Genomic DNA, 26,786 nt, shown 5'->3' with positions numbered 1-26,786 from the left:
GGGCGGGTAAGGTCGCAGTATGGCGCGAGAATTACTCTGCGGCCATATCCGATGCAGAGACTCCAGCCACTGCGACGGGCTTTTTCATTGCGTCGCGGCGGAACGGTTCGCCCAGCTCTTTGTTCAGCAGGACTTCGATGAAGGTCGTGACGTTGCCTTCCATCTGGCCTTTGATCGCTTCGTTCAAAGCGTCGGTCAGCGCGTCCATGCTGTCGACCTGCACGCCTTTCAGGCCACAAGCGTCTGCAATTTTGGCGTAGGACACGTTTGTGTCCAGTTCGGTGCCCACGAAGTTGTCGTCGAACCACAGCGTGGTGTTACGCTTCTCCGCGCCCCACTGGTAGTTGCGGAAGATGATCATGGTCATTGCTGGCCAGTCACCGCGACCCACCGACACCATTTCGTTCATCGAAATGCCGAATGCGCCGTCGCCAGCGAAACCAACAACAGGCACGTCCGGGCAGCCGATTTTCGCGCCGACAATGGCCGGGAAGCCGTAGCCACATGGGCCGAACAGACCGGGTGCCAAATATTTGCGGCTTTCCTCGAACGAAGGGTAGGCGTTACCGATCGCGCAATTGTTGCCGATGTCGGACGAGATGATCGCGTTCTTCGGCAGGGCCGACTGGATCGCGCGCCATGCCTGGCGTGGGGACATCTTGTTTGGCTCGGCTGTGCGTGCGCGTTCGTTCCAGGTGGTGCCCGGATCGTCCTCTTCGTGGTCCAGCGAGGTCAGTTCCTGCGCCCAAGCCGATTTGGTTTGTGCGATCAGGTTCTTGCGATCTGCGCGGCCTGCGTCGCCTGCACCGTCAGACAGGTTGGCCAGAATGCCTTCGGCAACCTTCTTGGCGTCGCCCACGATGCCGACGGTGACTTTCTTGGTCAGGCCGATGCGATCTGGGTTCAGGTCCACTTGGATGATTTTAGCCTCGGTGGGCCAGTAGTCGATGCCGTAGCCGGGCAAGGTGGAGAACGGGTTGAGCCGTGTACCCAAGGCCAGAACAACGTCGGCTTTGGCGATCAGCTCCATCCCGGCTTTCGAGCCGTTATAGCCCAGCGGACCAGCGAACAGCGGGTGGTTGCCCGGGAATGCGTCATTGTGCTGATAGCCCACGCATACCGGTGCATCGAGCGTTTCGGCCAATTTGGCAGAGGCTTCGATGCCACCTGCCAGTACAACGCCCGCGCCATTCAGGATGACCGGGAATTTGGCAGAGGACAGCAGGTCGGCGGCTTTCTTGACGGCTTCTGCGCCACCAGCGGGGCGTTCAAAATCAACGGCGACCGGCAGTTCGATGTCGATGACCTGGGTCCAGAAGTCGCGCGGGATGTTGATCTGCGCGGGTGCGGAGGCGCGGTAGGCCTGCATGATCACGCGGTTCAGCGTCTCGGCGATGCGGGACGGGTCGCGGACTTCTTCCTGGTAGGCGACGCAGTCAGCGAACAGGTTCATCTGCTCCATTTCCTGGAAGCCACCTTGGCCGATGGTCTTGTTGGCAGCCTGCGGGGTGACCAGCAGCAGCGGGGTGTGGTTCCAGTAGGCGGTTTTGACGGAAGTCACGAAGTTGGTGATGCCGGGGCCGTTTTGCGCGATCATCATCGACATTTCACCAGTGGCGCGGGTGTAGCCGTCGGACATCATGCCAGCGGTCATCTCGTGGGCGCAGTCCCAGAACTTGATGCCGGAGGTTGGGAACAGGTCGGAAATCGGCATCATGGCCGAACCGATAATCCCAAAAGCGTGGCGGATGCCGTGCATTTGCAGCGTTTTGACGAAGGCTTCTTCGGTCGTCATCTTCATGGGGGTCTCTCCCTTAAACGTGAGGTGGAACGCGGGGGCAAAACGGCCCCGTATTGACGTTGGGGCTAACTTAGCGTCGCAGAACTGTCTAGGTTAGAGCCAGTTGGATGGAGGTATATATCCAAAAAATCACCAGTTGTGCCGAATTTTCTCAAAAATGGGACTTTTGTGAACCTCTTTCCAGACGTATTCGGGAGTATGTGCGTCAAAAGAGTGCGTCTCAAAGATTCAATTAATGGAAACCTAAAGTCCCATTTTAAGGCCTTAACTGCTCGATTGCCTCAGCAATTTTTGCTATGCCAGGTGCTATCTGCGCTGCAGAGATTGACGAATACGCAAGGCGATAATGGCGATACACCCGGCCTGTCCCTTCGCAAAACGGCGCGCCCGGTTCGATAAGAACGGACTGCTCCTTCAAGGCTTCGGCCAATCGCATTGTGTCCACCCCTTCGGGCGAGCGCATCCAGTAGCTTGACCCACCAAACGTACCGACACCCGCGACCTCCAATTGGTGTTCGTCAATGGCTTTATCCATCAGCCGTCGCCGGTCATGAAACGCGTTCCTGAGCCGCCGGATGAGCGCGTCGTAATGGCCAAGTGACAAGAAGTAGGCGGCAGTGCGTTGCATGTGGCCGGGGGGGTGCCTTAGCACCGCAGAACGCAGGGCGCGGGCTTCGCGGATGAAGGGGGCGGGGCCTGCTAGGTAGCCTAGGCGGAGGCCGGGGAAGAGCGATTTGGAGAAGGACCCGATGTAGATCACACGGCCGTCGTCATCCAGTGATTTCAGGGCTGGGGATGGCGGTTTGAGGAAAGACATCTCGAACTCGTAATCGTCTTCAACGATCAAAAAGTCATCCTCGCGCGCGCGGCGCAGCAGCTCGTTGCGCCGGTCCAAAGGCATGGTGGCGGTGGTCGGGCATTGGTGGCTGGGCGTGGTAAACAGAACGTCCGTTTCGGCAGGCACTGCGTCCGGCAATATGCCGCCCTGATCCACGGTGATCGGCACCCGGTGGCAGCGCGATTGCTTTAGGATGTGGCGCAGGCCCGGGTAGCACGGGTCCTCATGCGTGGCCGTCCGGCGTTGGGTCAAAAGCACCTGCGCGGTCAGCCACAAAGCGTTCTGCGCGCCGACGGTGACAAGTATCTCATCCGGGTTGGCCAGGATGCCGCGGCGGGGCAATGTGTTGCGCGCAATGAATTCCAACAGCTGGGGGTCGTCCCGGTCAACCTGATCCGCCGTCAGACTGTCAAAATCCCTTTGTCCCAAGGCTCTTATGGCGCAGAGACGCCAGTTTTGGCGATCAAAGAGAGAGGGGTCCACCTGGCCGTACAGAAATGGGTATTTGTACTTACGCCAGTCCACTGGTTTTTCGACCTGCAGCGCGCCGGAAAAGCGGTTGCCGATGGCGCGGGACCAATCCACGGTGTCCTGACTGGCGCGTCCGCTGATCTGTGGCGGCTCGGGTGCGTTCTCAGAAACGTAGTAGCCCGACCGGCCCGCAGAGGTGAGGTAGTCATCGGCCATCAACTCGTTATAGGCGAGCGTCACAGTGATGCGACTGACGTTAAGATGTTTGGCCAGTTTGCGTGACGAGGGCAGCTTCTCCCCCGGGCGGAATCGGCCCGACAATACACCCCCCGCCACCATCTGCTGGATCTGCTGCTGCAAGGTGCCTTCAAAGGCTGGGTCGAGGAAGAACGTGTCGATAGCGATGGGCATGGGTTGGCCTTATGGCGGTCTGCGTCTGGATATACCGAACCAGCACCAAAAACGGAAGCAATAACCAAGTTAAGGCCCGCAAAACCGGCGTACACAGTCTGTACACACACTGTACACAGCCTGTACCGACACGCCGTCGGCCAAGGTTTCGCGTATGAGGGGTTAATAGAGGAGGTAGTCTTTGCGCCCGGGCTTTTTTGTGGAAGCGCAGCGAAAGTCCGGTTTGAGCCCAGAGTGCCGAATGCTGCGACATGCACCAGTGTCGGCTTTGGTGACGCCTAATGCAGCAAAGGCCTTTATCTGTCTTCTTGGGGCTGTCTTGCATAGCTCGCTCGCTCTTGATCCATCGCGGAACGCCAGCGTGCACGCAATGCCAGCGCATTTTCCGGTATTGGTTGCTCTAGAGTCTCCGCTGAAATCATCCGATCCGTGCGAAAGTAACGAAAGCCACTTCGAAGTTCGCACCAAGCCGCAAGAATGCGGCCTGTGTCCCGATAACCAAGTAAGATTGGCCAGACGACACGCTCGGTGCGCACTCCTGAACCGCCATCATATACCAAGGTTATCTTTCGATGCCGACGGATGGCATTTCTAAGGGATGAGGAATCGACCACCTCAATGGCTGGAACAACAGGTGCGATACTCGTAGCGGGTTCCAACACGTGTGCCCTTAGGCGTTCAGGTACGACAACCTCGATCTTGGCTAGTAAGTTAAGGGCGGCTTTTGCCAAGTCTGGCTCGCCTCTGCTTGCAACCCAAGACGCTCCTAAAACGGCGGCATCCAGTTCATCAGACGTCAACATCAACGGCGGCATATCAAAGCCCTTTTCAAGGACATAACCGACGCCAGCTTCGCCACGGATCGGAACGTCTTGCGCCTTTAATGCTGCGATATCGCGATAGACGGACCGTTTGGATGATCCCAGCTCACCTGCGATATGCTGCGCAGAAATTGGCGCTCGCGAAAGGCGGAGAAGTTGGACAATTTCGAATAATCGCTCCGCTTTGCGCAAAAGTATAGCCTCGCGTTCAATGCTGCCATGATGCTGTCAGCATGCCATATTTATATCCCGAAGCAAACGTGAGAGTAGGGTCATTGAAAAATGAGAGGAGTGGTTATGATACAGGGAAGTTGCTGCTGCAAAGCCGTCCAATTTGAGTTAACGAATGAGCCGTCATTTGTTAGTACATGTCACTGCTCAAGGTGTCGCAAGGTTGGCGCAAGCACCATCGCATTTGTGAAACAGGAAGACCTCAGATGGATCGCAGGAAAAGACTGCGTTCAGGTTTTTGTGCCGACCGCCCCTTACAAATATGCACGATGCTTTTGCAAAGTCTGCGGTACGTCACTTGGTGAGATATTGTCACCCGAAGACAGTTTCCCAATCGCGGTAAATGCGCTTGATGGAGATATCGAACTCACGAACCAATCCCATGAGTTCGTTGGCGAAAAGCCTTCATGGTATACTATCTGTGATGATGCACCTCAAAACGACGGTCATCCAGAAATGGCGTAAGCGGACCCTCAGACTGTTCTAGCGAATTCACGCTTTGTCCCGCAAAGCGGACCTGCCTACGAACTAGAACGCCCGCGCTCGTTTTTGGCGCGCGGGCGTTTTGAATGGTGGCTGGGCTAGCCCATGACGGCTGTCAGTGCCCCGTCGACGGATGCGAGAATCTGGTCGATATCGTCCTTCGTCGCAATCAGCGCAGGCGAGAAACACAGCGTGTTGTTCAGCCCCGGCAGCGACCGGTTGGTCATGCCGATGATCACCGCGTCGTTCTTCATGCAATGACCGGTGACGGCGGCCACTGTTTTCTCGGGCAATGGTTCGCGGGTGGTGCGGTCGGCGACCAGCTCCATCCCGGTGAACAGGCCCTTGCCGCGGACCTCCCCGATGCAGGCATGCTTGTCTTGCAACGCGCGCATCTGGTCGACCATGTAATCGCCCATGGCCGCGGTGTTGTCCAAGAGGCCCTCCCGCTCGATGATCGCCATGTTTTCCAGCGCCGCCGCCGGGCCAGCCGTGCAGCCGCCGAAGGTGGAGATGTCGCGGAAGTAGTTGAGGTGATCGGAGGTGTTGTCCTTGAACATGTCAAAGACCTCCTCGGTGGTGACGCAGCACGAGATGGCGGCGTAACCCGACGCCACGCCCTTGGCCATGGTCACGATGTCGGGCTTGATGCCGTAATGCTGGTAGCCGAACCATGTGCCGGTGCGGCCGACGCCGCAGACGACCTCGTCGATATGCAGCAGGATGTCGTATTTCTTGCAAATATCCTGCACGCGGTCCCAGTAACCGGGAGGCGGGGTGATGACGCCACCACCTGCGGTGACCGGCTCAAGGCAGAGGGAACCCACGGTGTCGGCGCCTTCGCGCAGGATTACTTCCTCGATCGCGTTTGCGGCGGCGACGCCGTATTCCTCAGAGCTGAGATCGGCCATGCCTTGATCGCCCTTGCGGTACTCAAGGCAGTGCGGCACGCGGATGAAGCCGGGTGTGAAGGGGCCGTAATGCGCGTTGCGCTCGTCCTGACCGCCGCCCGACAGGCAGGCGATGGTGGTGCCGTGGTAGTCACGCTCCCGGTAGAGGATTTTGTGCTTCTTGCCGCCGTAGCGCTGATGCGCGATCTGGCGGACCATTTTGAAGCCCTTCTCATTCGCCTCGGAGCCGGAGTTGGCGTAGTAGACGCGGGACATGCCGGGCATTTTCGACAGCAGACGCTCGGAGAACATGGCCGCCGGGATCGACCCCACGGTGCCGCCGAAGAAGTTCATTTTGACCAACTGGTCGCGCACCGCGTCGGCGATGGTTTCGCGGCCGTAGCCCACATTGACGGTCCAGACCCCGCCGGAGACCGCGTCGATATGTTCGCGGCCATGCTGGTCCCAGACGCGCAGGCCCTTGCCCTCGACGATGATCTTGGGGTCGGTGCGCTCGCCCTCGGGCGCCATGTAGGGCGCGTGCTGGCTGAGGTGGTGCCAGACATGGGCGCGGTCGGCTTCGACGATGCCCGATAGATCGTTTGGTGACAGATTACCGTCCATGACGTGAACTCCCTATGGTCAATAGCTTTGCGTGCGGCAGGCTCCATTTTCGCCGGCAGACGAATCTGCGGGGTGAGGCCAATATATCCTAAGTCTAAGCAGCACAGACTTTATGTATTTCGATAGGGCCAGTTTCTTCTAAATTTAGGTCCAAAATTCTTGTATTTTAACGACACGGTTTCGGCGTTGTGGGTCAAACTTCCCACAACGCTAATGGTTTGGGCGGTTCTGCGATGTCGTTTTTGAGCGCTCTTTTTGGCGATGTAGGCGAAGCGAAATGGTTGACTCATGCCGATTTGTTCATCTGTTAGCAGCATCCGGTGGGCCGTCAGGAAAATTAGGGTTTTCGAAAGGTGGCCTACTGATGATGCCGGGCGAACGGTTTGCCTGTCGGCATTTTGCTTTGTTACCTATGCCCTCACGGCAGACAGCGTCCACAAAGGGCTCCGCTTGCACCGACCTCGACTGGAGGAAGACCAATTGTTCAACATGGGAGATGAACACCAATGAAGCTGACCACAAATTTGATGGGCATTGCCGCCGGTGTCGCGCTTCTGACTGGGGCAAATGCCGCCGTTGCTGACGGCCACCTCGAAGAGATCACCGTGGCCTACTTCCTGGAATGGCCGACAGCGAACCAGTTCGCGCAGGAAAACAAGCTGTACGAAGAAGTTATGGGCGTGAAAATCAACTGGGTGTCGTTTGACGCTGGTACTGCGATGTCCGCCGCTATGGCATCTGGCGACGTGCATATCTCTTACTCCCAAGGTATGACTCCGTTCTTGATGGCGGTTGCCGCCGGGCAGGACCTTCAGGCCATCGACATCGCTGTGTCTTACTCCGACAACGACAATTGCGTCGTGCGCAGTTCGCTGGAAATCGACAAGACCAACGCCGGCACCGAGCTGCCGGGCAAGCAAGTCGGTGTCGCGCTGGGTACCGCTGCGCATTCCGGTTTCCTGGCTCAGATGAGGCATTTCGGCGTTGCCCCGGATGCGATGACGGTCGTCGACATGGCGCCGGTGGATTCAGCTGCGGCTTTTGCCGCGGGCGAGCTGGATATGGCCTGCGGCTGGTCCGGCCCGTTGCAGCGCATGAAAGAGCACGGCAACGTACTGATCGAAGGCGCGGAAAAGGAAGCTGTCGTCGGCCGCATGTTTGACGTGGTTTCGATCCCGGCATCTTTCGGGGCTGAGAACCCAGAGCTGGTCGCCAAGTTCCTGAAGGTGAACGCCGATATGGAAAGCAGGTACCGCGAAAACCCTGATGCCATGTATCCGACCATCGCCAAAGCGGCCGGTATGGATGTAGAGGCTGTCAAAACAACTGCTGCTGCGTTTGGCTATCCAACCGCCGAAGAAAAGCTGGGTGACCGCTGGTTCGGTGGCGGTCTTGCGGAATATCTCAGTGACGTTGCCAAAACTGCGGAAGAAGATGGCCAGTACAAGTCGCTCGACGACTACGCGCCGGTGGTGAACGGCTCGTTCCTGGAAGCGGCTTCGAAAATGTAAGCTCCGAACAGTTTGTTGGATGGGCCGCCTAGTCCGCTGACGCTCAAAAAGTTGTAAATCCCCGGGCCGGACAACTGGAAGAAGACCGGCAAGACGATCACCGTGATCATAATAGTTATCATTGTCGGGTTTATCGGGTATAGTATCGACATGATTATGAGTGGCACAAAGAACAAGCGCGTCCTCTGGAAGGGCTGTAGCTAAGGTACTTATCCAGTTCCGCGGCAATCCGCTCACGGGACACGTCGCTTTTGACCCGCCGCCAGTCTGTTTAGGGCTGGCGGCGGCTTTACGTTTGGGGTCTAGGGTGGGTCCATGTTTCTGAGCATCTTTGACATCTTCAAAGTGGGTGTTGGCCCGTCTTCCTCCCACACGATGGGCCCAATGACTGCCGCCACGCGGTTTCTGGATCAACTGCGGACCGGCGAACGTGAGCCGGGGGCAGGGGATGTGGCCGCCCTAGCCGCGTCCCTACACGGATCCTTGGCGTTTACCGGCAAGGGGCACGCATCAGATCAAGCCGTGATGCTGGGGTTTCTGGGCTTCGAGCCCGCGACGCTGGACCCGGACGCAGTGAACGGGCTGGTGGCCGCCTTGAGGGCGGACAAGAAGGTGGTGGCCGACGGGTTGGGAGAGCTGCGCTTCGATCCGTCCACCGATCTGGTTTTCGATTACGACCTGACATTGGATGGCCACGCCAATGGCATGATTTTCAAGGCGTTTGATGCGGCAGGAAACCTGTTCCTGCAGGAGACATACTATTCCGTTGGCGGCGGCTTCGTGGTGACCGAGGCGGAGCTGTCCGGCGTGCATACCGACCTGCACGCTCAGAAGGAGGAGGCGGGGTTTCCCTACCCGTTTGGCTCTGCAGATGAGATGTTGGAAATGGGCGCGGCGTCCGGCAAATCCATCGCGCAAATGAAGGAAGCCAACGAGCTGTCGGCCATGACCCGCGTCGAATTGGACCGCGACTTGGAGGTGCTCCGCAAAGCGATGTTCGACTGCATCGACCGCGGTCTGCGCATGGAGGGCGAGCTGCCCGGCGGGCTGCGCGTGAAGCGCCGCGCAAAGCACATTCATGACCAGCTGAAGGCCGAACAAGGCGTTAACAGAGGGCAGCCGCACACGATCAATGATTGGATGAGCGTCTACGCCATGGCCGTAAACGAAGAAAACGCGGCGGGCGGCAAGGTGGTGACTTCTCCCACCAACGGGGCGGCGGGCGTGCTGCCTGCCGTGCTGCGCTACTACCGCGATCACTGCGTGGGGGCGTCCGAGGCGGGGATGCGGGACTTCCTGCTAACGGCTGCGGCCATTGGCGGTCTGATCAAACACAACGCGTCCATTTCGGGTGCAGAAGTGGGGTGCCAGGGCGAGGTCGGCTCCGCCTCCTCCATGGCCGCGGCCGGCCTTTGTGCCGCCTTGGGCGGCACCAACGCGCAAATCGAAAACGCGGCTGAAATCGCGCTGGAACACCATCTTGGCATGACCTGCGATCCGGTCGCGGGGTTGGTGCAGGTGCCCTGCATCGAACGCAATGGTTTGGGCGCGATCAAGGCGGTCTCCGCCGCCTCGCTGTCCTTGCGCGGTGACGGGACACATTTCATGCCGCTGGACAATTGCATCGAAGCCATGCGCCAAACGGGCATCGATATGAGCACCAAATACAAGGAGACCAGCCAGGGCGGTCTTGCGGTGAATATCCCGGAATGCTGAAGCCTGTGAGATCGGCGCAAGGCCCCCTGGCACGGCGATGCCGCAGGCAGCGCAAACCCCTTATGGATCAAGCCGCCCTGTCCGCGCTTTGACGAGCTCCCGCATCCGCGCCAAAACATCGACACCGATCTGGGCGTAGACATGGAGCAGGTCCACCAGCACCCAGTTTTCCCGGATCAACCCGTTTTCCACCCGCCAGAAGTCGAGCGAGCGCAGGGTGATGTCCTGCCCCGATGGCGCGATGCCCAGCCAGCCGTCGCCGCTAATGGTCGCTTGCATCCCGGGCCATGCGGTGAAGCCGACGTAATCGCCCTGCGCAAACAGATGACCGCCAGCGGGGTCGCCGACGCGATTTGGCATGGCTTTCAGGAAGGGGATTTGGTGCCAGTTGCGAAACCCCGCAATCCCACGGCAGGTTCCGATGCCCGAAGGGCCATACCAGCTGCATTTGGGGTGCCAGTAGCGCGGCAGGTTCATAGCCTCCACCCCACCTTCTTTGTGCATCCCAAGGCCAATCAACATGTTTTCGACGACGCTCGCGGCTGCAGTGCCGTTGCCATGTGGCCCAAACCCGTCCTGTGTGGCCGGGCCGGGCACGTGCCATTCGCGCCCGAGTGACGGGCTCATGGGCCAGACGCCCGCCTGCATCATCACCTCGGGCAGATCCCACAGCGCCTGCATCTCGACCACCAGCCCGTCTTCAATGCGGAAGAACTCGTGGAACCGCATGGCGACCTGGTGCCCTGTCGCGGGGATGCCAAGCCAGGGCTTGGCAAAGGTGCCGGTATAATAGCCGCAGCATCCAACCCAATGCCCCTGCTTTGCATCCCCCTCGATCACAATGGTTTCGCGGCGTTCCAGATCGGGCCACGCCTGTTGCAAAGGCCCAAGCGCTTCCTCGAAAAGGGCTCCCGGTCCGCCGAGGGTTTCAAATGGGTGGGCCAGCTGGATCAGGGCGTCAGCCGCGAAGGCGTTTTTGAGGGCGGACCGCACCGTGTCGGGCGCGAAATCGTACAGGGCGGCGCGGTAGGCGGACAGACTCATGGGGCTAGGTACCTGCGGGGCGAAAGACCGGATTGAAACCAGCTCACGAAGCTTTCAATTGTGAAGACCGGCAGGCCGGTGGCGGCGCGAATGTCGGCGGCATAAGGGACCATATTGGTGCATTCGAGCACGACCGCGCCCAAATCAGCGTTCGCGGCCTGAAGCTCCAACGCGGCTGCCACATTGTCCGCGCGGGCCGCCTCAACGTCGAGTTCGGCCTCGTTTTCCAGGATGGCGCGGGTGAATTCCTTGCCGCCTTCCGTCGAATGGATCGGGGTTCCGTCAGGCACGCCGGCCTTGCGCAGGTGATGTGACGTGAGCGTGGAGGCGGAAATTGTCAAAATCCCGGCGTGTTTGCCTTTGGGCAGCACCGTGTTGACCATGGCCACCTGCATCAGCGACGAGGTCGCGACGGGGACCGGTACGGCGGCGGCCAGCTCGTCCTGATACAAAGAGAGGAACCCGCAATTGGTTGTGATGCCGTCGACGCCGTCGCGGACCAGCTCCCGCGCGGCGTCAACAAAATTGTCGAGCAACCCCTCGGCCCCGCGGCGGACCACGCGGTCAGGCGACGCGTCGCGCACGATCTTGTAGTGCACCGGGAAGGGCCAAGTCAGGGCGTTGCCCATGTCGCCCGGGATACGCGGGAATTGGGCGTCCAGCATTAAGATGCCAACCGACGCGCCATAAATGGTTTTGCCGCCTTTTACCTTCATGGGGCCTCCTTTGAATTGGAATTGACACGAAGCTTCGCCCTCGCGCAACATTTCCTTCTGACAATCTGGGGGCGTCATGAAAAACGAGATGACCGGGGCGGAGGCCGCCGTGCGCATGCTGCAGGCGCATGGGGTGGATACGATGTTCGGCCTCTGCGGAGACACCACGCTGCCCTTCTATGATGCAATGGCCAAGCTGGACCACGGGATCAACCACATCCTGACACGCGACGAGCGGCATGCGGGGTACATGGCGGACGCCTATGCGCGGGTCACCGGCAAGCCGGGGGTCTGCGAGGGGCCGTCGGGGGGCGGGGCGACGTATATCTTGCCGGGGGTGGTGGAGGCGAATGAAAGCTCGGTACCGATTTTGGCGATCACCACGGATGTGGCGACCACATCTCGCGGGAAATACCCGCTGACGGAGTTGGATCAGGTGGCGCTGTTTCGTCCGGTGACCAAGTGGAACGCGTCGTTGGACGACGCCACGCGCCTGCCTGCCATGATGCGGGCCGCGTTCCGCGCGATGACCACCGGGCGGCCCGGGGCCACCCATCTGGCGCTGCCCTTTGACACGCAGAAGGCCTTTGTCGACAGCGGCGAGGTTTGGGCGGACGACCGGCATCAATCCTTTCCCTCTGAGCGTGCGGGACCGGATATGGACGCGGTGAAAGACGCCGCGACATTGCTGGCAGGGGCCAAGTCGGGGATCGCCATCTGTGGCGGCGGGCCAGTGATCTCGGGCGCGTTTGACGCGTTGAAGCAGCTGGCGGATATGTTGGATTTGCCGATTGCCACGACAGTTTCGGGCCAAGGCGCGATTGCGGAAACCGACCCGCAGGCGTTGGGCGTGGTGGGATCAAACGGCGGCAACCCCGCAACGCGGGCGGTGGTGGACGCGGCGGATGTGATCTTGTTCATCGGCTGCCGCGCGGGGTCTGTGACGACGGAACGGTGGCGGTCGCCCGCTAAAGGCAAGACCATCATCCATATCGACAGCGACCCGATGGTAATCGGGGCGAATTACCAGACCGACGTGGCGATCTGCGCCGACGCGCGGCTGGCGTTGGAGGCTTTGGTGGCTGAGTTGGAGACCCGACAAGTGGCCCTGCAAGGCGGGCGCGGACGCGCGGCGGCGGCTTGGGATAGCAAACTGGCGGAATTCAATGCGCTTGCGGCCTCTACCGAGACGCCGATCAAGCCCGAGGCGGTCATCGCCGCGTTGATGGCGCAGCTGGATGACGACGCTGTAGTGGTGGCCGACCCCGGCACGCCGTGCCCGTATTTCAGCGCTCATTACCGGTGGCGCCGGGCGGGTCGGAATTTCATCACCAATCGCGCGCATGGGGCTTTGGGATACGCGCTGGCAGCGTCGATGGGCGCGCATGTCGGGCGGCCTGACGTAAAAACGGTGGCCGTTATGGGCGACGGGTCCTTCGGCTTTTGCTGCGGGGAATTTGAAACGATTGTGCGCCACAAGATGCCGATCACCTCCATCGTGTTTTCCAACGCGACATTTGGGTGGATCAAGGCGGGCCAGGACAGCGGCTTCGGCAAGCGGTATTACAACGTTGACTTCGGGCGCACCGACCATGCCAAAGTGGCCGAGGCGTTCGGGGTTAAGGCGTGGACCGTCCGCGATCCGGCGGATCTGCCGAAGGTGTTGAAACAGGCCTTGGCGCATGGCGGACCGACATTGGTGGACGTGATATCCCAACCTTTGCACGAAGCGGCCGCACCGGTGTCGGAGTGGGTGGCTTGAGCTTGGACCAACGCATCGTTGGGTTTGACCTGTGGCATCTGGCCTTGCCGGTGAAGACGCGGCGGGACCACGGGATCGGCTCGGTGGAAGGCTCCTGCGAGATCGTGGTTCTGAGGTTGACTGCGGAGGGTGGCGAAGTCGGCTTTGGTGAGGCCTCCCCTTGGGTGGTGTTCACCGGATCGGTTGAGGCGACATACGCGGCGTTGGATCGGTACTTGCGGCCCTTGGTGATGGGCGCGCGCGTCGGGGATGCCGCTGTGATCATGGCCAAAGCCGCCCGCGCCGTGGCGCATTGCACGGAAGCCAAGGCGGCGCTGGAAAGCGCTTTGCTCGATCTTGCAGGACGGGTGTCTGGCGTGCCGGTCTGGGCGCTGTTGGGCGGCAAGTGCCGCGACACAATCGCGTTGTCGGTGTCTTTGGCCAACCCCGATTGGGCGGAAGAACAGGCGTTGTTGGAGCGGATCACGGCGGATGGCGTGGGCATTGTAAAGGTTAAGGTCGGCTTCACCGACCACGCATTTGACGTGATGCGGATGGAGGCACTGGCACGCGACTACCCTGACCTTGATGTGCGGATAGACTTTAACCAAGGGCTTGAGATTGAGGAGGCCATGGCGCGGGTAAGGGACCTTGCGGCGTTCAAACCAAGCTTCATCGAACAACCCGTAAGGGCGCATCAGTTCGACATGATGGCCCGCCTGCGCGCCGCGATTGACGTGCCGCTATTGGCCGACGAAAGCGTGTTCGGGCCAGAGGACGCGGCACGAGCCGTGCGGGAGGGGATTGCGGACGGGTTCTCGATCAAGATCATGAAGTCCGGCGGGCTCCGACGCGGGCAAGAGGTGGCGAAGATGGCAGCCGCGAACGGGTTGTCATCCTATGGCGGGGATATGTTCGAAGCTGGTTTGGCGCATCTGGCGGGCGCCCATATGATCGCGGCCACGCCAGAGATCACGTTGGGCTGCGAGTTCTATCAGGCGCAATACTACCTGCGCGAGGACATCCTTGAAGAGCCCTTCCCAAGCCAAGGTGGTGCGGTCACCGTGCCGGACGGCGCGGGGCTGGGGATCAGGCCGGATGTAGCGAAACTGGACCATTACAACGTGAGGCGTGCATGAGCAAAACGGTTGCCATCATTGGCGCAGGGATAGTCGGCGTCTCAACCGCCATTTGGCTTCTGCGTGACGGGCATAAGGTCATCTTGATCGACAAGGCAGGCCCAGCGGCGGGCACGTCATACGGCAATGGTGGGGTCCTAGCGTCATGTTCATGCGTTCCGGTGACCGGGCCGGGGCTGATCAGGAAAGCCCCCAAGATGGCAATGGACCCGACCCAGCCGTTGTTCCTGAAATGGGGGTATTTGCCAAAGCTGGCCCCCTGGCTGTGGAAATATCTCAGCCACGCCAACGAGGCCGACACCCGCCGGATTGCGTCGGCGGTGGTCAATATTGTGGGCGATAGCCTGGCGGATCATCAGGCCCTTGCCGCAGGAACCGGGGCTGATGCGTTCATCAAACCATCGGACTACCTTTTCATCTACAATGACCGCGCCCACTTTGACGCTGACGCCCTTGGTTGGGACATTCGCCGTGGCCATGGGTTTACTTGGGAGGAGCTGGAGGGCGACGCGTTCCGCGCCTATGACAACGTCTTTGCGCCCGAGCTGGGCATGGCAATCAAACTGGCCAACCACGGCCGCATCAGCGACCCGGGTGCCTATGTCAAAGCGCTTGCGGCCCATGCCGGCAGCCAAGGCGCGCGCTTTGTCAAAGCGGCGGTCGAAGATGTTGCGATAGAAAACGGCGCCGTAATAGGCGTCATCGCCGAAGGAGCAACGATTGCCTGCGATGCCTGCGTTGTGGCGACCGGCGTTTGGTCGGGGCCGCTGGCCAAGAAGCTGGGCGTCAAAGTGCCATTGGAGTCAGAGCGCGGCTACCATCTGGAACTGTGGAACCCCTCCTTCATGCCAAGATCACCGGTCATGGTCGCGTCGGGCAAGTTCGTTGCAACCCCGATGGAAGGACGCCTGCGGCTGGCGGGGGTCGTTGAATTCGGCGGGCTGGAGGCAGCGCCCTCAAAAGCGCCGCTGGACCTTTTGCGCAAGAACGCCAAAGCGGCGTTTCCGGGACTGACATGGGACCGCGAAGAGGAATGGATGGGACACCGGCCTGCGCCAGCGGATTCGATCCCTGTGATCGGGGAAGTTCCGGGGGCTAGCGGCGCTTACATGGGGTTCGGGCATCACCATATCGGCCTGACAGGTGGTCCCAAAACCGGCCGCTTGCTGGCCCAAATGATTGCTGGCAAGAAACCAAACATTGACGTGGGGGTCTATTCGCCTGCACGTTACACCTCGAATAATTAGAAACCCGCGAAGGGTCCGAAATTTTCAACTGGGAGAAAGACTTATGAAAAAACTCACAAGCCTGATGATGGCGACCGCGCTGACCGCGTCTGTTGCCGCGCCTGCGTTCGCCGATGGCCACGCGCAGAAATGGGACATGCCGATGGCGTATTCTGCTTCGAATTTTCATTCCGAAAATGGTGTGAAATTTGCGGACTGCGTACGTGAAGGCACTGGCGGCGCCATTGATATCACCGTACATCCGGGCGGCTCGCTGTTCAAAGGCGCTGACATCAAACGCGCGATCCAGACGGGGCAGGTCCCAATCGGTGAGCGCCTGCTGTCGGGCCACCAGAACGAAAACGCCGTCTTTGGCTTCGACTCCGTGCCGTTCCTTGCCACATCCTTTGACGCCTCCGGCAAGCTGTTTGAGGCGGCCAAGCCGAAGCTGGAAGAGATCCTGGCAGACCAGAACCTGACGTTGCTGTACTCTGTTCCGTGGCCGCCACAGGGGCTGTACTTCAACAAGGAAGTGAACTCCGTCGCTGACATGGAAGGTATCAAGTTCCGGTCGTACAACAACGCGACCGCGCGCCTGGCTGAACTGACAGGCATGTTGCCCGTGACCATCGAAGCAGCCGAGATTTCTCAGGCCTTCGCGACGGGTGTGGCGGAATCGATGATCTCGTCTGGTGCGACCGGCTATGACCGCAAGGTTTGGGAGTCGCTGAGCCACTTCTACGAGGTGGACGCATGGCTGCCCTACAACCACGTAATGGTGAATAACGATGCGTGGGCGGATGTCTCGGACGAGAACAAGGCCGCTGTGCAGGCATGTGCCGACACGGCTGCTGCTGCGGGTCTGGAGGCCTCCAAGGCTTACACACAATTCACGCTTGATGGCCTGAAGGCTGGCGGCATGACCGTTGGTCGGGCTGGTGACGGCCTTGTGGAGGAGCTGAAAGAGATCGGCGCAACCATGACCGCAGAGTGGCTCCAAGCCGCTGGCGACGATGGCGCGGCTATCGTTGACGCGTTCAACAATTAAGACGATCTGCGCCCCGGCCTGAACAGACCGGGGCGCTTTTCATCTTAGCGGGGGCAGGGGATGATACGTAAACTACTGGACGGGCTTTATACGGCCGCAGGTGTGCTGGCGGCGTTGTGCCTGATCATCATTCTGGTTCTGATTGTGGTGCAAATGCTGGCCCGCTGGACCGGCGAGGTGTTTCCCGGCGCGCCTGATTATGCCGGCTACGCCATGGCGGCGGCGTCTTTCCTGGCCTTTGCCAACGCGCTGAACAAAGGCAGCCATATCCGTGTGTCGATTGTTCTGAACGCGTTGGGTGAGCGCGCCCGCTACTGGCTTGAGGTCTGGTGCTTCGCCATCGGCACCGCCGTAGCGTGGTACATGAGCTATTTCATCTACCGCATGCTGGGCTTTGCCATCAAATTCAACGACGTCAGCCAAGGCCAGGACGCGACCCCGTTGTGGATACCGCAGACCCCCATGCTGATCGGCGCGGTCATTCTGGCGATTGCCCTGACTGACAACCTGATTTCTCTTTTCTTGACCGGCAAACATCGCATCATCCGCGATGTCACCGACACGCAGGCGGAGTAGCGACATGGACCAAGCATATGTCATCATCTTGTTTCTGTTTGTGCTGTTCGCGCTTTTGGGCTCCGGCGTTTGGGTCGGGCTGGCGCTGGTTGGCGTCGCCTATGTCGGGATGGAACTGTTCGCCTCCGGGCCGACGGGCGACCGAATGGCCACCACGATCTGGAGCGCCTCGTCCTCATGGACGCTGACCGCACTGCCGCTGTTCATCTGGATGGGCGAAATCCTGTTCCGAACGCGCTTGTCTCAAGACATGTTCCGCGGGCTTGCCCCTTGGATGGCGCGGTTGCCGGGCGGGTTGGTGCATACCAATATTGTGGGCTGCACGGTGTTTGCCGCCGTCTCCGGCTCGTCAGCCGCCACACTGACCACGGTGGGCAAGATGTCCATCCCGGAGCTGCGCAAACGCGAGTACCCCGAGCATATGGTCATTGGCACCCTGGCAGGCGCGGCAACGCTGGGTCTTATGATCCCGCCGTCGCTGACGCTGATCGTCTACGGTGTGTCGATCAACGAAAGCATCATCAAGCTGTTCTTCGCGGGCATCGTACCGGGGTTGGTCCTGGCGTCGATGTTCATGGCTTATGTCGGCATTTACTCCACCGTCGCGGGCGACTGGAAGCCGGTCAAAGAAGCAGCGATGAGCTTTGGCGAGAAGATGAAGAATTCGAAATTCCTTATCCCCGTTATGTGCCTAATCACGGTGGTCATCGGCTCTATGTTCTTGGGTTTCGCCACGGCGACGGAAGCAGCCGCGATTGGCGTCATTGGCGCATTGGTTTTGGCGGGCGTTCAGGGGTCTTTGAACTGGGGCACATTCGCCGAAAGCCTCATGGGCGCGACCCGAACATCGGCGATGATTGCGCTGATCCTGGCGGGGGCTGCGTTCCTGTCGCTGGCGATGGGGTTCACCGGCCTGCCACGCGGGCTGGCCGACGCTATTGCGCAATGGGAGCTGTCGCGGTTCGAGCTGCTAATGGTGCTATTGGTCTTCTACATCGTCCTTGGCTGCTTCCTCGATGGGATTTCATCCGTCGTGCTGACCATGGCCATTGTCGAGCCGATGGTGCGCGAGGCGGGCATCGACATGATCTGGTTCGGCATCTTCATCGTGGTCGTCGTCGAAATGGCGCAGATTACCCCGCCGATTGGGTTCAACCTGTTTGTGCTGCAAGGCATGACGGATCACGAGATGGGCTATATCGCCCGCGCCGCGATCCCGATGTTTTTGATTATGGTGCTGATGGTTTTCGTGCTGATCGTTTTCCCCGACATCGCCACATGGCTGCCTGAGAACGTCCGACAAGGGCCCAATGCCTAGATGATCCTGCGCTGGCTTGCAGACCAGGGGCCATGGGTTCTGGTTGCGGGCATCGTGGCGGGGCTGCTGTTGCCGTCAGTGGCGGCCGTGTTGGTGCCCTACATCCCCCATATGGTGGCGGGGCTGTTGTTTCTGTCTGCTTTGCGGATCGGGCCGCAGCGGATGCGGGCCTCGATGAAGGGCAACATGTTTGGGACGTTGCGGGTGCTTTTGCTACTGCAGCTGGCCTTCCCGCTGTTGGTCATTGCAGTGCTATACGCGTTTGGCTGGTTGGGTAGCCCGTTCGCTTTGGCCTTTGTGATCATCGCCATGGCGTCCTCGATCTCTGGCGCGCCGAATATGGTGGCGATGATGGGGTTCGAGCCGTCTACCTCGATGCGGTTTTTGCTGATCGGGACCGCTATCTTGCCGGTGACGGTGATCCCGGTTCTGTGGCTCATGCCCGCCTTGGGAGGCTTCACCGAAGTGATCCTGGCTGCTTTGCGGCTATTGGTGGTGATCGGGCTGTCCTCCGCCTTTGCGTTCTTGATCCGGGGCGTGCTGTGGAAGGAGCCGTCGGCGGACGAGCTTAAGGCAGTTGACGGGGCTTCCGCCCTGTTGCTGGCAGTGATCGTTGTGGGCCTTATGTCGGCGGTGAATGCAGCGCTGGTGAATGAACCGTCACGGTTCTGGTTGTGGCTGGGGTTCGTGCTGGCCGTAAACTTCGGGCTGCAATTCTTGGCCTTTGCGGTCCTGCGGCGGGGCCCCGACGTGGACCGCGTTGCGGCGCTGACGGTGATGGCGGGCAACCGCAACATCGCGCTGTTTCTGGTGGCCTTGCCAGAGCAGGTGATGGCACCGCTTCTTATCTTTGTGGGCTGCTACCAAATCCCGATGTATCTGACGCCTCTTGTCACAGGCCGGGTGTTGAAAACGCTGGACCGGGGCGACGCTTGAGGCCACTCTGCGGCCAAGTTTGAAAAGGAAGACCAACATGAAGAAGATCGTTTTGACCGGGGCCAACGGCAATCTGGGGCAAGAGCTGCGCGGCCTGTTGGCAGGGTTGTGTGACGAGCTGGTGTCCACCGACATTGCCGAGGGCGTTGGCGCGTTGCTGCAAAATGAGACCTTCGTGCAGGCAGACCTCTCGGAGATGGATCAGGTGCGGCCCCTGCTGGAAGGGGCCGAGATGGTCGTGCATTTCGGTGCGATTGTGGACGAGCTGCCCTTTGATCAGATGTGGGGGCCGAACTTCATGGGGTCCTACAACATCTGGGAATCCGCGCGCCAGCTTGGGGTGCGACGTGTGGTCTACGCCTCGTCGATCCACGCGATGGGGATGTATCCCAAGACCACGCGGATCGACACCGAGATGCCGCACCGGCCTGACACCTACTACGGCTTCGCCAAATGCTTCACCGAGGATCTGGGCCGGATGTATTGGGAGAAGGAGGGGATCGAGAGTGTTCACCTTCGGATCTATTCGGCCACCTCCAAGCCCGGCAACGCGCGGGCGCTGGGGTCCTGGCTGAGCTTTGATGACCTGCGGCAGCTTGTGGCGCGGTCCATTGATACGCCGGTTGTGGGGTTCACGGTGGTCTATGGGGTGTCCAATAATGACCGCTGCCCGGTGGACAATTCGGCGGCGGCTTTCCTCGGGTACCGACCCAAGGACAATGCCGAAATCTATGCCGAAGAGGTCTTCGCTAAGGAGCCTGCGGCGGACCTGTCTGATCTGGGCCAGACCTGCCATGGGGGCCCGTTTGCTTCGGCTGTTTTGGGGGTATCTCCGATGGGGCAGATGGCCATTCCGGACAAGGAAGACTGAGGTCCTGCAAGCTGGGGACAAGTAGGATTCTGAAGGCTTTACGGTTTCATATATCTTTGCATGCCAACTAGCCCCGAAATTTCCTGCAAGGGCCTCTCTGTCGGTGAAGGCTAGGCCGACCGCTGGCAATGCGAGTTGCCGGTGGTGTACATTAGCGTAGGGCCAATGTGCCTTTTGAAGGGATTCAGTAGCTGTATTCGTTCAATGTCTGAAAGGAGCCCTTGTCAGCCGACTTGAATTCTTTGCACCAGCCCGGTTAACAGGCCGTCAGGCCCCGGGCATCGCCAGACCGCCCGACAGGGCTGGCGATTTTGTTGGCCTTGGCGCATCGAATGTTCGGAAGATGACCTTGCTGCCATAAAGTGCTGCCGAATGGCTGTTGGGTCGCCATCCCGCGGTCCGGCGATGCCCTCACCAAACGGCAGCTTCGTCCCGCATAGTGGACGTTCACAGTCGGCAGAGCGATGCCGACTGACAACGTTGCCAAAGTCTGGATCGCTTTATGCGACCACGACTTCTGTTCCCCAACGCATGCATTTTTCAAGAGCACCCATTGCAGGCTGCGCGTCCGTGTAAAACCGTGTGAGGTCCTTCAGGGAAGCGATGCGGACGGGGGCGGGGCGGGTTAATTTGGTGGTGTCGGCGACCAAGAAACGCTCGCGGGAGCGGTCGATGATTGCTTGGCTGACGCCGACTTCCTGAATGTCGAAATCCAGAATGTCACCGTCCAGGTCCAAGGCGGAGCAGCCGATGACGGCATAGTCGAATTTGAAAGCCTGGATCATTTGAACTGTTAGCGGCCCCGTCAGCCCACCGTCGGAGCGACGCAGGGTGCCTCCGGCGACAATCACCTCGCAATCGGGGTTTGCGCTGAGGATTTGCGCGATGTTCATGTTGTTGGTGACGACCATGAGGTTGCGGTGGGTGAGCAGCTCGCGGGCCACGGCCTCCGTGCTGGTGCCGATGTTGAGGAAGACGGAGGCGTTGTCGGGGATGTCAGCGGCGCACCGTTTGGCGATGCGTGTTTTCGCGGCGCGGTTCAGCTCGCGGCGTTCGTCGTAACCGATATTCGTCACGCCGGAGGGCAGGATCGCGCCGCCGTGCACGCGTTTGAGTTGCCCGCTGTCAGCTAGTTCACTGAGGTCCTTGCGGATGGTTTGCACCGAGATGTTGAACCGCTCTGCCAAGTCGTCGACTGACACGCGGCCCTCGGTCTGCGCGATCTCCAGAATGTCGGTTTGTCGGAAGTTTTCGGCCATTTCAGATCCAATACGAAAGTAAAGCGAAACTAAAACTTGACGAAACGAAAGTAAACATATGTGTAGGGGCTGTAGTCAAAAAGATGAGTCGAGACATGTCCGAGCACGTAACAGACCTTTTCGTCATTGGCGGCGGCATCAACGGATGCGGCATCGCGCGGGACGCGGCAGGGAGGGGGATGAGCGTCTCCTTGGCGGAAATGAAGGATTTGGCTTGGGCCACGTCCTCGTCTTCCACCAAGCTGTTTCACGGCGGGCTGCGCTATCTGGAATACGGCGAGATCCGACTGGTGCGCGAGGCGCTGATCGAGCGGGAAACGCTGCTGAGGGCAATGCCGCACATCTCGTGGCCGATGCGGTTTGTGCTGCCCTATCACAAGGATATGCGGTTTGAGGGGGACACGCCTGCCTCCAAGCTGCTGAGTTTCTTCATGCCATGGATGAAGGGACGCAGGCCCGCATGGATGATTCGGTTTGGACTGTTTCTCTATGACAATCTTGGCGGGCGGGAGATTTTGCCGGGCACCAAGACGCTGGATTTGCTGACTGCGCCGGAGGGGGAGCCACTGGAAGACCGGTTTGAAACCGCGTTTGAATATAGCGACTGCTGGATCGAGGATTCCCGATTGGTCGTGCTGAACGCGCGGGACGCAGAAGCGCGCGGCGCGGAGGTGATGACACGCACAAAGGTGATTTCGGCCGAGGTGCGCGACGGGCTGTGGGAGATTACGCTGGAGGATTTGGCCAAGGGTGAGATCATCACCCGTCGCGCCAAGATGCTGGTCAACGCGGCAGGGCCGTGGGTGGGCGACATTATTCACAACACGGTGCGGATCAACGCGACCGAGGGCGTGCGGCTGGTCAAGGGCAGCCACATTGTGACGAAGAAGCTGTTTGACCACGAGAAATGCTACTTCTTCCAAGGCGAAGACGGTCGGATCATTTTTGCCATTCCGTATGAGACGGATTTCACCTTGATCGGCACCACGGATGCGGAACATTCAGAGCCGGATATAGAACCCGAATGTTCAGATGAGGAGCGGGACTATCTGCTGGCCTTCGCCAACCAGTATTTCAAGCAAGATATCAGCGCGGATGACATCGTGTGGACCTATTCCGGCGTGCGGCCCCTTTATGATGACGGGGCCAAATCGGCGACGGCGGCGACGCGGGACTACGTGTTGAAAGTGAATGAGCAAGCTGGCGCGCCGATGCTGAACGTGTTTGGCGGCAAGATCACGACCTATCGCAAGCTGGCAGAGCATGCGTTGGAGAAGATCAGCCCGTATCTGGACATGCGCGACAAGCCGTGGACGGCGGGTGCCCCGATGCCGGGGGGAGACTTCGCGGTTGCGGATGTGGATGGGATGATCGCCGGTCTGCGGCAGGACTTTCTGTTCTTGGATGCGTTCTGGGCAAGTCGCCTGATCCGCGCTTTCGGGACTGAAGCGCGGGACATGTTGGGTGACGCCAAAGCGGCGGAGGATTTGGGGCAAAGCTTCGGAGCCACGCTAACGGCCACGGAAATTCGCTGGCTGATGGCCAATGAATATGCGCGGGAGGCGGAGGACGTGGTGTGGCGGCGCTCCAAGCTGGGGTTGCGGATGACCGCATCCGAGATCAAAGTTCTGGACGACTTTATGCGCGCTGAGGGAGGCAAGCCATGACCCATATTCTGGCCATTGACCAAGGGACCACATCAAGCCGGGCGATCATTTTCGACGGCGACATGAAGATCGTGGCGCAGGCACAGGAAGAGTTCACACAGCATTTTCCCAAGTCGGGCTGGGTTGAGCATGAGCCGGATGATCTTTGGACCACCGTGGCAGGCACCTGCCGCGCGGCGTTGGAACGGGCCGGGTTGAAGGGCGAGGACATTGCCGCCATCGGCATCACCAACCAGCGTGAAACAACGGTGGTGTGGGACAAAGAGACCGGCAAGCCGGTGCATAACGCGATTGTCTGGCAGGACCGGCGGACCAGCGAGTATTGCAAGGAATTGCGCGACGGCGGGCACGAGCCGATGTTTACTGAACGCACGGGGCTGCTGTGCGACCCGTATTTTTCTGGCACCAAGCTGCGCTGGATTTTGGAGAATGTGGAGGGTGTCAAAGCGCGGGCCGAGGCGGGCGAGCTGCTGTTTGGTACCGTGGACAGCTACATCATCTGGAAGCTGACAGGCGGCGCGCGGCATGTGACGGACGCCACCAACGCGGCGCGGACGTTGCTGTACGATATCAAGAAGGGCCGTTGGTCCACGACCATATGCGAGATGTTTGGCATCCCTATGGGGATGCTGCCCGAGGTGCTAGATTGCGCGGCGGATTTTGGCATGGCGCGAGCGGATTTGTTTGGGGTCGAGATCCCCATTCTGGGCGTGGCTGGTGACCAACAAGCGGCGACAGTCGGGCAGGCCTGCTTTGAGCCGGGGATGTTGAAATCAACCTATGGGACGGGGTGTTTTGCGCTTCTGAACACGGGGGATGCTCCAGTGACGTCAGAGAATCGGCTGCTGACGACGATTGCGTATCAGTTTGATGGCAAGCCGACCTATGCGCTTGAGGGCTCGATCTTCATTGCAGGTGCCGTGGTGCAATGGCTGCGAGACGGGCTGAAGATCATTCGCGAAGCGTCAGAGACGCAGCCTTTGGCGGACAAGGCCGATGCCGGACAGGACGTGATCTTGGTTCCAGCCTTTACCGGCTTGGGTGCGCCCTATTGGGACGCGGACTGCCGCGGCGCGATTTACGGGCTGACGCGGGGGACGGGTCCGGAGGAGTTTGCGAAGGCTGCGCTGGAAAGCGTGGGCTATCAGACGCGGGACCTGCTGGAGGCGATGACCGCGGATTGGTCTGGATCAGATGGCGGCGAGAACGTGCTGCGGGTCGATGGTGGCATGACAGCAAGCGACTGGGCCATGCAATTCCTGAGCGACATTATCGGGGCGCAGGTGGACCGGCCGGAGGTGTTGGAGACGACGGCTTTGGGTGCCGCTTGGTTGGCCGGTATGCGGGCGGGGATTTACCCGGATCAAGCGGGCTTTGCTGCGAATTGGGCGTTGGAGCGCCGGTTCGAGCCGGGGATGGACGAGGACACCCGTTCGCGCAAATATGGGGCGTGGAAAAAGGCAGTGGCGGCGACGCTTTCGGTCTAGCAAACATCGAGGGACGGCATGGCACAAGAGACCGCGAAGTTCCTCGAAGGCAACCTGTTCAAACATATCTCGGTGATGTCGCTGACCGCGTCGGTCGGGCTGATCGCGGTGTTTGCGGTCGACTTTGTCGACATGATCTTCATTTCGATGCTGGGCAACGCGGCTTTGGCGGCGGCTGTGGGCTACGCGGGCGCGATCCTGTTTTTCACCACCTCTTTCGGGATCGGCATGGCGATCGCGGCGGGGGCGCTGGTGTCGCGCGCATTGGGCAATTCGGACGAGGCGCGGGCGCGGCAGTTGATCACCAATTCGCTGGTCTACGGGGTGGCGTTCGGCATCGCTTTCTCGGCGCTGGTGTGGATGAACCTGGGCTACCTGACATCGCTGGTGGGTGCGAGCGGGGACACGCAGGCACTGGCCATCAGCTATTTGCAGATTATCGTTCCGAGCCTTCCGTTCCTTATGATCGGCATGATGGGCGGGGCGATCCTGCGGGCCTATGGCGACGCGCGCGGCGCGATGATGGCCACCATTTACGGCGGGCTCGTAAATGCAGTGCTGGACCCCATCCTGATCTTTGGGGCGGGGCTGGATCTGCAAGGCGCCGCACTGGCCAGCGTGGTTGCGCGGGTCACGATAGCGGCGACGGCGTTGGTCCCGATCATCAAACGTCATGGCGGCATTGACGCGCCGCATATGCCCGCGCTGATAAAGGATTTCGGTGCGGTGTTCGGCATCGCACTCCCCGCCATCCTGACGCAGCTAGCCACCCCTATCGGGCAGGGATACGTCACCCGCGCCATGGCGGAATTTGGCGAAGTGGCCGTAGCGGGCATGGCCATTGTCTCCCGCATCACACCGATCTCCTTTGCGGTGATTTTCGCGCTGTCGGGTGCATTGGGGCCGATCATCGGGCAGAATTTCGGCGGAGGGCGGCATGACAGGGTCGGCAAAGCATTCAACGAGGGGCTGCTATTCATAGGCATTTACGTGGTGTTGGTCAGCGGGCTGCTGTTCTTTCTGCGCGATCCTATCGTGGCGCTGTTTCAGGCCGAAGGCATCGCGGTCGAGCTGATCTATCTGTTCTGCGGCCCGCTGGCGCTGCTGTTCTTCTTCAACGGCACGATCTTCGTGGCGAATTCGGCCTTCAACAATCTGGGTCACCCGTTCTATTCGACATGGGTGAACTGGGGGCGGCACACGTTGGGGACGATCCCGTTTGTGATGCTGTTTGCCTGGTGGCTGGGCGCGGCGGGTGTTTTGATCGGGCAGGCCGTGGGCGGCGTGTTGTTCGGGGTGCTGGCCTGGTGGTTGGGGCGGCGGGTGATTGCAGTGCAATCCGGTGCGAAACCGACCTCGGCCGACCCGTTCTCGCGCCAGGCGCGGTTGATGCACCTACTTCACATGCGCCGCTAGCATCTCATCCACGAGCAGCGTCTCCGTTGCTGTCAGCTGTTGCGCGCGCGGATAGATCGGGGCGGCACGGTCGTTTCGGATTGGGGCATCCCAACCGCTGGTGGTCTGGAAGAACTGCTGCACACCGGCCTCCCCGAATACGCGTAGATAGCCCTGTACCACCACATCGAGATAGCTGAGCAGGATCGGGTGGCGGACTGAAGGGGCTGCGTCCTGATCGGTTCGGGTCTGGTAGATTTGCACCTCCATCCGGCGCGGTGTGTCGAGCGCAATTGTTTGCGGCAGTACCGGTGTGCGGAAATAGGCGTATTCGCGTTCGTCCAGCGCCGCCCAGTCATTATCGGGCACCTGAGCGATCAACCCTTGGATGGTGCAAGCCGGGTCAGGGGCCACCGTCAAATAGGCGACCTCACGCATCTTGGTGTGACGCCACATCCGCCGCCAGCCGATGACCGTTGCAGGCAGAGGGTCGGGGTAGCTGTGGGTCGCGGCGTTGACCAGCGAGCCGTAGCCAAAGAAATGAGGGTCAGACATAGGGCCCATCA

23 protein-coding genes are annotated in these 26,786 nt (G+C 60.2%); 15 read left to right on the top strand and 8 right to left on the bottom strand.

Going from position 1 to position 26,786, the window contains the following annotated elements:
• Nucleotides 1–31 precede the first annotated feature (31 nt).
• The 3 genes from xsc to Q0899_RS10235 all read right to left on the bottom strand — a co-directional run bounded on the left by xsc (nt 32) and on the right by Q0899_RS10235 (nt 4,534).
• Nucleotides 32–1,801 (bottom strand): sulfoacetaldehyde acetyltransferase, encoded by a 1,770-nt coding sequence (xsc, locus tag Q0899_RS10245; RefSeq protein ID WP_298293432.1) that lies wholly within the window; start codon nt 1,799–1,801, stop codon nt 32–34.
• Nucleotides 1,802–2,057: 256 nt separating this feature from the next.
• Nucleotides 2,058–3,521, bottom strand: coding sequence for a PLP-dependent aminotransferase family protein (locus tag Q0899_RS10240; RefSeq protein WP_298293429.1), 1,464 nt, complete (start codon nt 3,519–3,521; stop codon nt 2,058–2,060).
• Between the two features lie 296 nt (nt 3,522–3,817).
• Nucleotides 3,818–4,534 carry a YafY family protein gene (locus Q0899_RS10235; protein WP_299192631.1) on the bottom strand — a complete coding sequence of 239 codons (717 nt, stop codon included), beginning with the start codon at nt 4,532–4,534 and terminating at the stop codon, nt 3,818–3,820.
• A 90-nt stretch (nt 4,535–4,624) separates the two neighbouring features.
• Here Q0899_RS10235 and Q0899_RS10230 point away from each other — a divergent pair, with 90 nt between their 5' ends.
• On the top strand, nt 4,625–5,038 hold the full coding sequence (locus tag Q0899_RS10230) for a GFA family protein (RefSeq protein WP_366942100.1): 414 nt from the start codon (nt 4,625–4,627) through the stop codon (nt 5,036–5,038).
• Between the two features lie 116 nt (nt 5,039–5,154).
• Here the strand turns inward: Q0899_RS10230 and Q0899_RS10225 are convergent, their stop codons facing one another.
• Nucleotides 5,155–6,570: an aminotransferase class III-fold pyridoxal phosphate-dependent enzyme gene (locus Q0899_RS10225; protein WP_299192626.1), complete on the bottom strand. Its 1,416-nt coding sequence runs from the start codon at nt 6,568–6,570 to the stop codon at nt 5,155–5,157.
• Nucleotides 6,571–7,076: 506 nt separating this feature from the next.
• Here Q0899_RS10225 and Q0899_RS10220 point away from each other — a divergent pair.
• From Q0899_RS10220 to Q0899_RS10215, 3 genes are all read left to right on the top strand, one after another.
• On the top strand, nt 7,077–8,081 hold the full coding sequence (locus Q0899_RS10220; RefSeq protein WP_298298659.1) for an ABC transporter substrate-binding protein: 1,005 nt from the start codon (nt 7,077–7,079) through the stop codon (nt 8,079–8,081).
• Nucleotides 8,082–8,138: 57 nt separating this feature from the next.
• On the top strand, nt 8,139–8,285 hold the full coding sequence (locus Q0899_RS19405; RefSeq protein ID WP_366942114.1) for a preprotein translocase subunit SecE: 147 nt from the start codon (nt 8,139–8,141) through the stop codon (nt 8,283–8,285).
• Nucleotides 8,286–8,396: 111 nt separating this feature from the next.
• A complete protein-coding gene (locus tag Q0899_RS10215) occupies nt 8,397–9,797 on the top strand; it encodes an L-serine ammonia-lyase (RefSeq protein WP_298298662.1) in 1,401 nt (466 codons plus the stop codon).
• Nucleotides 9,798–9,857: 60 nt separating this feature from the next.
• Here the strand turns inward: Q0899_RS10215 and Q0899_RS10210 are convergent, their stop codons facing one another.
• Both Q0899_RS10210 and Q0899_RS10205 read right to left on the bottom strand, forming a co-directional pair.
• Nucleotides 9,858–10,841, bottom strand: coding sequence for an ester cyclase (locus tag Q0899_RS10210; RefSeq protein ID WP_298298665.1), 984 nt, complete (start codon nt 10,839–10,841; stop codon nt 9,858–9,860).
• Nucleotides 10,838–11,557 carry an aspartate/glutamate racemase family protein gene (locus tag Q0899_RS10205; RefSeq protein ID WP_299192622.1) on the bottom strand — a complete coding sequence of 240 codons (720 nt, stop codon included), beginning with the start codon at nt 11,555–11,557 and terminating at the stop codon, nt 10,838–10,840. Before Q0899_RS10205 ends, Q0899_RS10210 begins: the two co-directional genes overlap by 4 nt.
• Before the next feature lie 76 nt (nt 11,558–11,633).
• Between Q0899_RS10205 and Q0899_RS10200 the strand changes: the two genes are divergently transcribed.
• The 8 genes from Q0899_RS10200 to Q0899_RS10165 are packed head-to-tail and all read left to right on the top strand — an operon-like array spanning nt 11,634 to nt 20,412.
• Entirely contained in the window at nt 11,634–13,319 is a 1,686-nt protein-coding gene (locus tag Q0899_RS10200) for a thiamine pyrophosphate-binding protein (protein ID WP_299192620.1), read from the top strand.
• A complete protein-coding gene (locus tag Q0899_RS10195) occupies nt 13,307–14,437 on the top strand; it encodes an enolase C-terminal domain-like protein (protein ID WP_299192618.1) in 1,131 nt (376 codons plus the stop codon). Before Q0899_RS10200 ends, Q0899_RS10195 begins: the two co-directional genes overlap by 13 nt.
• Nucleotides 14,434–15,684 (top strand): FAD-binding oxidoreductase, encoded by a 1,251-nt coding sequence (locus Q0899_RS10190; protein ID WP_299192616.1) that lies wholly within the window; start codon nt 14,434–14,436, stop codon nt 15,682–15,684. Before Q0899_RS10195 ends, Q0899_RS10190 begins: the two co-directional genes overlap by 4 nt.
• A gap of 43 nt (nt 15,685–15,727) precedes the next feature.
• Nucleotides 15,728–16,711, top strand: coding sequence for a TRAP transporter substrate-binding protein (locus Q0899_RS10185; protein WP_298298679.1), 984 nt, complete (start codon nt 15,728–15,730; stop codon nt 16,709–16,711).
• Nucleotides 16,712–16,771: 60 nt separating this feature from the next.
• The gene (locus Q0899_RS10180; RefSeq protein ID WP_298298682.1) at nt 16,772–17,287 is read left to right on the top strand and encodes a TRAP transporter small permease; all 516 of its coding nucleotides are present in this window, start codon (nt 16,772–16,774) and stop codon (nt 17,285–17,287) included.
• A 4-nt stretch (nt 17,288–17,291) separates the two neighbouring features.
• Nucleotides 17,292–18,605, top strand: a complete 1,314-nt coding sequence (locus Q0899_RS10175; RefSeq protein ID WP_298298685.1) for a TRAP transporter large permease subunit — start codon at nt 17,292–17,294, stop codon at nt 18,603–18,605.
• On the top strand, nt 18,606–19,541 hold the full coding sequence (locus Q0899_RS10170) for a hypothetical protein (RefSeq protein ID WP_299192613.1): 936 nt from the start codon (nt 18,606–18,608) through the stop codon (nt 19,539–19,541).
• Between the two features lie 37 nt (nt 19,542–19,578).
• On the top strand, nt 19,579–20,412 hold the full coding sequence (locus tag Q0899_RS10165) for an NAD(P)-dependent oxidoreductase (protein ID WP_298361645.1): 834 nt from the start codon (nt 19,579–19,581) through the stop codon (nt 20,410–20,412).
• 500 nt (nt 20,413–20,912) lie between these two features.
• Here Q0899_RS10165 and Q0899_RS10160 read toward each other — a convergent pair whose 3' ends face one another.
• Entirely contained in the window at nt 20,913–21,671 is a 759-nt protein-coding gene (locus Q0899_RS10160; protein WP_299192610.1) for a DeoR/GlpR family DNA-binding transcription regulator, read from the bottom strand.
• 83 nt (nt 21,672–21,754) lie between these two features.
• Between Q0899_RS10160 and glpD the strand changes: the two genes are divergently transcribed.
• Genes glpD through Q0899_RS10145 form a run of 3 tightly spaced genes read left to right on the top strand, consistent with a single transcriptional unit; the run spans nt 21,755 to nt 26,241 of the window.
• A complete protein-coding gene (gene glpD, locus Q0899_RS10155) occupies nt 21,755–23,338 on the top strand; it encodes a glycerol-3-phosphate dehydrogenase (protein WP_299192608.1) in 1,584 nt (527 codons plus the stop codon).
• Nucleotides 23,335–24,825, top strand: coding sequence for a glycerol kinase GlpK (gene glpK, locus Q0899_RS10150; protein WP_299192606.1), 1,491 nt, complete (start codon nt 23,335–23,337; stop codon nt 24,823–24,825). Before glpD ends, glpK begins: the two co-directional genes overlap by 4 nt.
• 18 nt (nt 24,826–24,843) lie before the next feature.
• Nucleotides 24,844–26,241, top strand: coding sequence for an MATE family efflux transporter (locus Q0899_RS10145; RefSeq protein WP_299192604.1), 1,398 nt, complete (start codon nt 24,844–24,846; stop codon nt 26,239–26,241).
• Here Q0899_RS10145 and Q0899_RS10140 read toward each other — a convergent pair.
• Entirely contained in the window at nt 26,221–26,775 is a 555-nt protein-coding gene (locus Q0899_RS10140) for a gamma-glutamylcyclotransferase family protein (protein ID WP_299192602.1), read from the bottom strand. The two genes, Q0899_RS10145 and Q0899_RS10140, sit on opposite strands and share 21 nt — an antisense overlap.
• Between the last annotated feature and the right edge of the window lie 11 nt (nt 26,776–26,786).

Origin of the sequence: uncultured Litoreibacter sp. (assembly GCF_947501785.1) — a bacterium.
Classification (GTDB): domain Bacteria; phylum Pseudomonadota; class Alphaproteobacteria; order Rhodobacterales; family Rhodobacteraceae; genus Litoreibacter.
The sequence above is the reverse complement of the archived record's forward strand: the minus strand, read 5'-3'. Positions and strand labels throughout refer to the sequence as shown.

Coding starts and splice junctions, on each gene's coding strand:
- xsc (WP_298293432.1), bottom strand. CDS start 1,801: ATGAAGATGACGACCGAAGAAGCCTTCGTCAAAACGCTGCAAATGCAC.
- Q0899_RS10240 (WP_298293429.1), bottom strand. CDS start 3,521: ATGCCCATCGCTATCGACACGTTCTTCCTCGACCCAGCCTTTGAAGGC.
- Q0899_RS10230 (WP_366942100.1), top strand. CDS start 4,625: ATGAGAGGAGTGGTTATGATACAGGGAAGTTGCTGCTGCAAAGCCGTC.
- Q0899_RS10225 (WP_299192626.1), bottom strand. CDS start 6,570: ATGGACGGTAATCTGTCACCAAACGATCTATCGGGCATCGTCGAAGCC.
- Q0899_RS10220 (WP_298298659.1), top strand. CDS start 7,077: ATGAAGCTGACCACAAATTTGATGGGCATTGCCGCCGGTGTCGCGCTT.
- Q0899_RS10215 (WP_298298662.1), top strand. CDS start 8,397: ATGTTTCTGAGCATCTTTGACATCTTCAAAGTGGGTGTTGGCCCGTCT.
- Q0899_RS10210 (WP_298298665.1), bottom strand. CDS start 10,841: ATGAGTCTGTCCGCCTACCGCGCCGCCCTGTACGATTTCGCGCCCGAC.
- Q0899_RS10205 (WP_299192622.1), bottom strand. CDS start 11,557: ATGAAGGTAAAAGGCGGCAAAACCATTTATGGCGCGTCGGTTGGCATC.
- Q0899_RS10200 (WP_299192620.1), top strand. CDS start 11,634: ATGAAAAACGAGATGACCGGGGCGGAGGCCGCCGTGCGCATGCTGCAG.
- Q0899_RS10190 (WP_299192616.1), top strand. CDS start 14,434: ATGAGCAAAACGGTTGCCATCATTGGCGCAGGGATAGTCGGCGTCTCA.
- Q0899_RS10185 (WP_298298679.1), top strand. CDS start 15,728: ATGAAAAAACTCACAAGCCTGATGATGGCGACCGCGCTGACCGCGTCT.
- Q0899_RS10180 (WP_298298682.1), top strand. CDS start 16,772: ATGATACGTAAACTACTGGACGGGCTTTATACGGCCGCAGGTGTGCTG.
- Q0899_RS10175 (WP_298298685.1), top strand. CDS start 17,292: ATGGACCAAGCATATGTCATCATCTTGTTTCTGTTTGTGCTGTTCGCG.
- Q0899_RS10170 (WP_299192613.1), top strand. CDS start 18,606: ATGATCCTGCGCTGGCTTGCAGACCAGGGGCCATGGGTTCTGGTTGCG.
- Q0899_RS10165 (WP_298361645.1), top strand. CDS start 19,579: ATGAAGAAGATCGTTTTGACCGGGGCCAACGGCAATCTGGGGCAAGAG.
- Q0899_RS10160 (WP_299192610.1), bottom strand. CDS start 21,671: ATGGCCGAAAACTTCCGACAAACCGACATTCTGGAGATCGCGCAGACC.
- glpD (WP_299192608.1), top strand. CDS start 21,755: ATGAGTCGAGACATGTCCGAGCACGTAACAGACCTTTTCGTCATTGGC.
- glpK (WP_299192606.1), top strand. CDS start 23,335: ATGACCCATATTCTGGCCATTGACCAAGGGACCACATCAAGCCGGGCG.
- Q0899_RS10145 (WP_299192604.1), top strand. CDS start 24,844: ATGGCACAAGAGACCGCGAAGTTCCTCGAAGGCAACCTGTTCAAACAT.
- Q0899_RS10140 (WP_299192602.1), bottom strand. CDS start 26,775: ATGTCTGACCCTCATTTCTTTGGCTACGGCTCGCTGGTCAACGCCGCG.